This window comes from Pseudoduganella buxea, assembly GCF_009720835.1.
Lineage (GTDB): Bacteria > Pseudomonadota > Gammaproteobacteria > Burkholderiales > Burkholderiaceae_D > Rugamonas > Rugamonas buxea.
The window spans coordinates 1-5,202 of the sequence record NZ_WNKZ01000168.1 but is presented as its reverse complement, the minus strand read 5'-3'; the positions used below and the strand labels follow the sequence as shown (position 1 = coordinate 5,202).

Here is a 5,202-nt window from a genome sequence, read left to right as displayed (position 1 = left end):
ACCGCCCTGCGCCACCTGCTTGATCGCTGCAATCTTGAATTCCTCTGTGTACCGCTTACCGCTCATATCTTCTCCTTGTGCCCGACATTATGGCTCAGGAGTGTCTACGATAGTCGTGGCGATTCAAACTAACGCGCCACGCTAGTTACAGCATCCAGGCCGCACCTTTCCGGCCAACCGATGGCCTGTACACCGATACACCAAACACAAATCTGAATCGTGTCTAGTCGATGCATACCGCATCGATCTAGTGCAGATTTTACGGGACTCTCGCCACCGGTCCAAAGAGCGAGAAATCAAAACGGAGGTAGTTATGAACCAAGCAGTCGCAAGTAGCCAACTGACCGAGTTCGACTTCATCGTGGTCGTCGATGCATCGGGGTCCATGAGCACGGAAGACATGAACGGACGTTCCCGCTGGGAATACATGCAGGAGACCGTCTGCGCATTCGCCCGCGACCTGGGCAAGCTGGACAGTGACGGAATCGACATCGTCACATTCGGCGGCCCCCAGATCACGACCCATGAAGGCGTGACGGCGGACAAAGTCAGCGAAGTGTTCGCCTCCCGCGCTCCACGTGGCGGCACGCCGCTGACCGAAGCGTTGCAGGCAGCGTTCAAACTGGCGGGGAAATCCGACAAGAAGGACTTCATCATCGTCTTCACTGACGGCGTACCCGACGACAAGGCCGGCGCCGCCAGGGCGATCATCGAACAGTCGCAACGGCAAGAAACCGATGACGCACTGACCATCCTGTTCGTCCAAGTCGGCCGCGATCCGGCAGCCACTGCCTACCTGCGCAAGCTCGACGACGAGCTCGCCGGCGCCAAATTCGACATCGTGGACGCGAAAACGATGGACGAAGCAGAAGCCTTCGCGACGACTGCAGAATTGATCGAAGCCGCCATCAACGACTAACCGTCGGCCGGCCAAGCTGAACAGCGCTGGCGCGCCGGGCTAACCTGAAACGAGGGTCACCGACGGGCCAACGCGCTTCACCAGAGGCCATGCTTAAAGATGTTACGGCGGCATCCAGCCGCGCCGGAGACGTAACCGGCACCCCACATCCGCCGGCGGCGCCGGCCAACAACAACGAGGAGCAGATGGTGAGCGCAACGCAGACCTACCTGGCACCCGGCCCAGTTGCACTAGCTGAACGAGAAGCACGGCTGGTTCAATTACGGCGACGGGCATAGCGCCGTCAGCAAGGCGTTTGCCCACGACGCCATCGAAATGCATGAACGCATGCGCTGCGCCTGACCTGTTGACCTCGCCCGTCGATGCCGTCTTACATGACGTTTACCCGCGTCGCCTAACGCCCATTTTCTCCATGCTCACATGCTCGGCCTTGAAAGTTTTCCTTTGTCCCTAACGGGCGTTTGTTCGGTGCGAAGCTCGCTTGTTCAATCCTGGCCATGACCAGCACGTCGTCCAGTGGCCGCTTCTTCGAGTGCACGCAGTGGGCGATCGACAAGGTCACATCCTGGCCATGACGGCGACGCATCGTAGGCATCAGCGCGTCTAAGAATCGCTGCGCTAACTCTTCGCTAGACACGGCAAGCGCCTTGTCGAAGCCCACCAGTTTAGTGTTCGCCGAAAGGTAGCAATCGCCTTTGCTCTGAAGGGCAAATGTGCTCCCTTGAAGATTTGCATCCTCGATTCGGATCGTCCACGATTCCATCTCTTTTCCTTCAACTTAGGTGTACCTGGCCCGCCGCACTGTGAGCCAGCTCGCGAACGGCCGCAGTAACGGTTCCCACGAATTTGATTTCGTCTAACGTGAAAGTAAGGGATTGGCCTCGCAGGTTGGTAGCGGCTTCGGGCGTCAACAACGCGATGTCCATGCTCTACTAGTGCACATTCGAAGCGTCCACCCGGCCCGTTGAAACGCCGCGTATTGCCATCTCAATCCAGTAAAAATCGGTAAAGCTGTTTGTGGGTTTTCTAACCGGTTACGCGTGCGGCGGCGTGCAGCTCGAACGCGAGTTCGTCAAGCCGTTGGCGCTCCGAATCGTGAACCTCACGCCGTGCCAGGCCCTCCGCTTCTTCGTACCAAGTTTTCACTGCAGCCTCCGCGATTGCTTGGCGTACCTTCAGTTCGACCAGTGGCAGTGGATCGTCGTTCGCAGACAGCTCGCGGATGAAGTTCTCCGTAGCGTCCGTCACTTCCAAGTACGTCGTATTCATGCTCTTGCTTTTCCTCGATCAGTATGCTACCGGCACCAGATCGCCTGGCAGATACCGCGGCCCCCCGCGTCTCTTCCTCTGTGCATGCCATCGCCTCCCCATCCAGCTTCGATGCCGCCGGCATGGTGCGCTATGTCTACCAAGTGCCGATGGTGCACTGGCCTACTGGATCCGCAGCAGCCTTCATGTCAGCCGGATGCTCCGTCAATTGCCAGGCCAACTAATACCATCAAAGCTGCCGGCGCGGTGGTCGCAGAAATTGCCCCGGTTACCTCCTCACTAGCGATGGCCGCGACTCGTCCAGCAAGGCCGGTCCCACCAGCGGCAATTAAGCCCGCGCCAGCAGCTGCGATTGTTGCAGTTGTCACTGCAGCCGTCGCATCGGTCGCTACACCAGCCCCCCCCTCCGGCTGCGGTACCGGCCGCGCGGTCATCGAGCCTTCGGCAAACATATTCTCAATGGCTACGGATTCTTGATTCATCGATGTTTTCCTAAACCTTTGAGACACGCACGCGGTCATACTTCACTGCGCCATTCGGAAGAAGCGTGAATACAATGTCGGATCGAGTAAAAGCCTCCGCAGTTACGCCGTCGTAAATCGAGTCGCATAACCATGCTGCCATCGCAGCGTTAGCTGCGTGCATTTCGACTTCGTCCTTCGACATATTGTCTTTAGCAGCAGCGATCAGCTTCTGGGCAAAGAATGGCACAACTCCCTTGGTCCAGGTCCGCCCGCGCTTACGCGCTTCTTCCTCTCTCGACTCAGCCATGATTATCACGCGTAACGCATCTACTTGCGTCTCGCTCACTAACTTCGTTAGCATAGTGTCATCCATGCTGTGTACACGTATCAACATAATTTTTAGTCCTATCACTTCGTGATGGGCTGGCCCAGCGAGAGCCGGCGGGAGATCCAAAACAACACGCTGCGCTCTGCATCCTGGTTTAATGAGAGAGGGCCTGCTCGCACTGCTGGTCACATCCCCCTTGTGTCTTCAAACCGATCTGGCACTGACCTGAATCGCCGTCATTGCAGGAGTTGTGTCATACAGCGCGTAACGTAGCTCAGACGAGTTCGGATTGCGAAGGTCGCGCACCCGCCGCAACAAGGTGCAATAACGCGTCCAGGGAGCAGCCAACACGCTCTGCCTTGCCGCGCGCCAGCGCTCTGCCTTTGATTATCTTTGTCGGCACTTCTGTCATCCGACTCAGACGTTCACGGTCAGCCATGGCGTAGGTAACCCAATAGTAGTTGCGTGCCGCGAACTCCCGGAACTCGCGTTCAAAATCGCTTGGTTCAAACCGGTACACCAATCCCGTCGGTGTAGTGACTAGCGCATGGATAGTGTCGTCACGAACGTCGGCGACGCAGACGATCTGGCTTTGGCTGCTTTCGTCCTCCGCAATGTCGGATGCGTTCGCCAGAGGGAGCCCTGCAGCTCGAAGGGCCGCCATGATCGCTCCCGGGTTTGATACGGGCACTTGCGTACGCCAGGTATGCCCGCCTGAGGCGGCTTGTTCGATGACAATGCTCACTTTGCATGCTTTCATTGTGAATTTTCATCGTTGTACGCATTCGTCAGCGCTAATATTCTATCGCCCTATCGGCAAGACAGCTAGCTGACAAGCGCTATCGCTGCGGGCGCGAATTGCTAAGCGCTTACATTGTCCAGCTCAACCTAGGCGATCCAACGCCTGCGCCTACCAGGTCTGTAGTAAATGATGGCTGAACTATTCATATCCAGGGCATGTCATGCTGGCGCAATAGCATGGCACGCCGGTCGCGTAGCCGTGGGGCGACACTGGCCGCCGCTGTGTCCCCCGATGACCATGGCGGGACCAGATCAAGCCCCGGGCACCTTCAACCTCGTGAACATGCCGAGGATGCTGTTGTTGCTCATGGCCACGCCGAACACCAGCGCGCAGATGACGACCATTTCCTTGCCGGTGCCAGTCCAGATGTCGGCGTAAAGCATAAAGGCGCCGGTAACGAGCTGCATGAAGAAGAATGCCGAGTGCGCCAGTTTGATCCACTGTTGGTCGACCATCGTCCGCCGGCGCTCTTCCGGTATGTGCCTCATCGGCGGGAAGGCCACCGGGGCCGGGCGCGATGCATGCCGAGGCTGCTCAGAACCGGGAACAACGGGGGCTGGTGGCGCGCCAGACCCACCAGACCGTGGCCGCGGACCGCTCAAGACCTACCTGTGCAAGGTGTGGCTAGCAAAGACAAGCGCGACCGTTTGGTGCCATTTGCCTCCGTTCAGCGACAGGACCAGCTGCGTGCTTGGCGCCATGAGGCTAGTACTTGAAGGCGGCGCTGCTGACTCGCACGATGTCCCATCGGGGATCTGTACGGCGATGGCCATGATGGTCGACTGTCCGTTGCTGAAGCGCCTTGAGGGCGCCCATGCTCGTACACTGCTCTCACAGTTTCACGTCAAGGGCGGTCCACAGGAACATCGCAAGCCACCTTACCGTTCTAGTTTGTTGTTCACAACCTCGGTCAGCATTTGATGCAATCTCGGTCACATCGACTGTGACCGCATTGCCGAAAACGGTTCAGATCGTTAGGCCTCATCGTTTCATCTTGACCGTACCAGGCATAAACCCTTGTGGCGTAGGACAACTGCATGGACCAGAAGTTTTCTCAGTCGCGCATATGGGCTGCCCTGGTCCTGTCCATCCCGACCCTTCCTTTACGATGCACATGCATACATTTGTGTTCGGAAAGAACTCGCAAGATGATGAACGCCGGCCTGGCGCGACTGGTGAGCTGGGGGCGACAGGGATGGGAGCGGCACCACCGCTCATTGCAGCTTCACACAGGAAACACTTGCACGCCCCAGTAATCTGACCGGCAATCTCGCCAACAACTTGTTCGACGTAGGGTAATCCCCCCACAAAAAGAGCGTCGTTAGAAGTAGAATTTTCTACTTAAGAACAGAAAGCTCTACATGAAGACGTCCCGCTTTACCGACAGCCAGATCATCGCCATCCTGAAACAAGCCGAAGC

Annotated in this window: 7 protein-coding genes; 1 reads left to right on the top strand and 6 read right to left on the bottom strand. The window is 57.6% G+C overall.

The window, feature by feature from the left end:
- Nucleotides 1-313: 313 nt before the first annotated feature.
- Nucleotides 314-919: a VWA domain-containing protein gene (locus GM672_RS27055; RefSeq protein ID WP_155473603.1), complete on the top strand. Its 606-nt coding sequence runs from the start codon at nt 314-316 to the stop codon at nt 917-919.
- A 394-nt stretch (nt 920-1,313) separates the two neighbouring features.
- Here the strand turns inward: GM672_RS27055 and GM672_RS27050 are convergent, their stop codons facing one another.
- The 6 genes from GM672_RS27050 to GM672_RS27025 all read right to left on the bottom strand — a co-directional run bounded on the left by GM672_RS27050 (nt 1,314) and on the right by GM672_RS27025 (nt 4,237).
- Nucleotides 1,314-1,682 (bottom strand): hypothetical protein, encoded by a 369-nt coding sequence (locus GM672_RS27050; RefSeq protein WP_155473602.1) that lies wholly within the window; start codon nt 1,680-1,682, stop codon nt 1,314-1,316.
- Nucleotides 1,683-1,945: 263 nt separating this feature from the next.
- Nucleotides 1,946-2,188, bottom strand: coding sequence for a hypothetical protein (locus tag GM672_RS27045; RefSeq protein ID WP_155473601.1), 243 nt, complete (start codon nt 2,186-2,188; stop codon nt 1,946-1,948).
- Between the two features lie 188 nt (nt 2,189-2,376).
- A complete protein-coding gene (locus GM672_RS27040; RefSeq protein WP_155473600.1) occupies nt 2,377-2,670 on the bottom strand; it encodes a hypothetical protein in 294 nt (97 codons plus the stop codon).
- A gap of 10 nt (nt 2,671-2,680) precedes the next feature.
- On the bottom strand, nt 2,681-3,025 hold the full coding sequence (locus tag GM672_RS27035) for a hypothetical protein (RefSeq protein WP_155473599.1): 345 nt from the start codon (nt 3,023-3,025) through the stop codon (nt 2,681-2,683).
- A gap of 229 nt (nt 3,026-3,254) precedes the next feature.
- Nucleotides 3,255-3,740, bottom strand: a complete 486-nt coding sequence (locus tag GM672_RS27030; RefSeq protein ID WP_155473598.1) for a hypothetical protein — start codon at nt 3,738-3,740, stop codon at nt 3,255-3,257.
- A gap of 293 nt (nt 3,741-4,033) precedes the next feature.
- Entirely contained in the window at nt 4,034-4,237 is a 204-nt protein-coding gene (locus tag GM672_RS27025) for a hypothetical protein (protein ID WP_155473597.1), read from the bottom strand.
- Between the last annotated feature and the right edge of the window lie 965 nt (nt 4,238-5,202).